We start from the raw sequence: 1,002 nt of genomic DNA on the forward strand, positions 1-1,002 counted from the left end.
GTGGTGGTGGACAACAAGCCCGGCGCCAGCGGCCAGATCGCCGGCGCCTACGTGGCGCGTGCCACGCCGGACGGCAGCACGCTGCTGCTGGACGCCTCGTCCTTCGCGGTCAACCCCGCGCTCTATCCCAAGATGGCCTACGACACCGACAAGGCCTTCACGCCGCTGGCCGTGCTGGCCACCTTTCCCAACGTGCTGGTGTGCTCCGCGGGGTTCCAGGCGCGCAGCGTGCAGGACGTGATCGCGCTGGCCCGCGCCAAGCCGGGCGAAGTGGCCTATGCGTCGTCCGGCAACGGCTCGGCGCAGCACCTGGCGGGAGCGCTGTTCGAGGAGCGCGCTGGGGTGCGGCTGTCGCACATTCCCTACCGGGGCGGCGGCCCCGCGATGAACGATGTCATGGCGGGACAGGTGCCGCTCTTTTTCGCCAACGTGGCCTCGGCGCTGGGCCACATCCGCTCCGGCAAGCTGCGCGCGCTGGCCGTGACGGCCGCGCTGCGGGCCCGTTCGCTGCCGGAGGTGCCCACCATGACCGAAGCGGGCGTGCGCAAGTACGAGGTGCTGGAATGGAACCCGGTGCTCGCCCCCGTCGGCTTGCCCGCCGCCACGCGCATGCGGCTGGTCGATGGCATCCGCAAGGCGCTGGGCGATGCCGAGGTGCTGGCGCGCATCCGCGCGCTGGGCGGCGACGTGTTCGCCGATGCATCGCAGGCCTCGGCCGGGGCCTTCATCCGGGCCCAGCAGGGCCAGTGGGCCCAGGTGGTGCGCGACCGCAACATCTCGGTCGGCTGAACCGATGCCGAAGGACGCCGACCGCGCCCCCCACCCTGATGCCTGGGACGGAGCCGGTGCCTGCTGGGACGCGCACGTCCATGTGTTCGACGCCGATGCGCCGACCCAGCCCGGCCACTACCGCCCCGCGCACCATCCGCTGGAGCGCATCGAGGGCCTGGCTGCCGCCCATGGGGTGCGGCATCTGGTGCTGGTGCAGCCCAGCGTGTACGG

1 protein-coding gene and 1 pseudogene are annotated in these 1,002 nt (G+C 72.5%); both read left to right on the forward strand.

Going from position 1 to position 1,002, the window contains the following annotated elements:
- Positions 1 to 789 (forward strand): tripartite tricarboxylate transporter substrate-binding protein (locus AC27KI_RS25720; RefSeq protein WP_487116654.1); only part of this gene is annotated, 789 nt, incomplete at its 5' end.
- A gap of 4 nt (positions 790 to 793) precedes the next feature.
- Positions 794 to 1,002 (forward strand): annotated as a pseudogene (locus AC27KI_RS25725) (hypothetical protein); the annotation flags it as partial.

This window comes from Acidovorax sp. KPB24-03, from assembly GCF_057546605.1.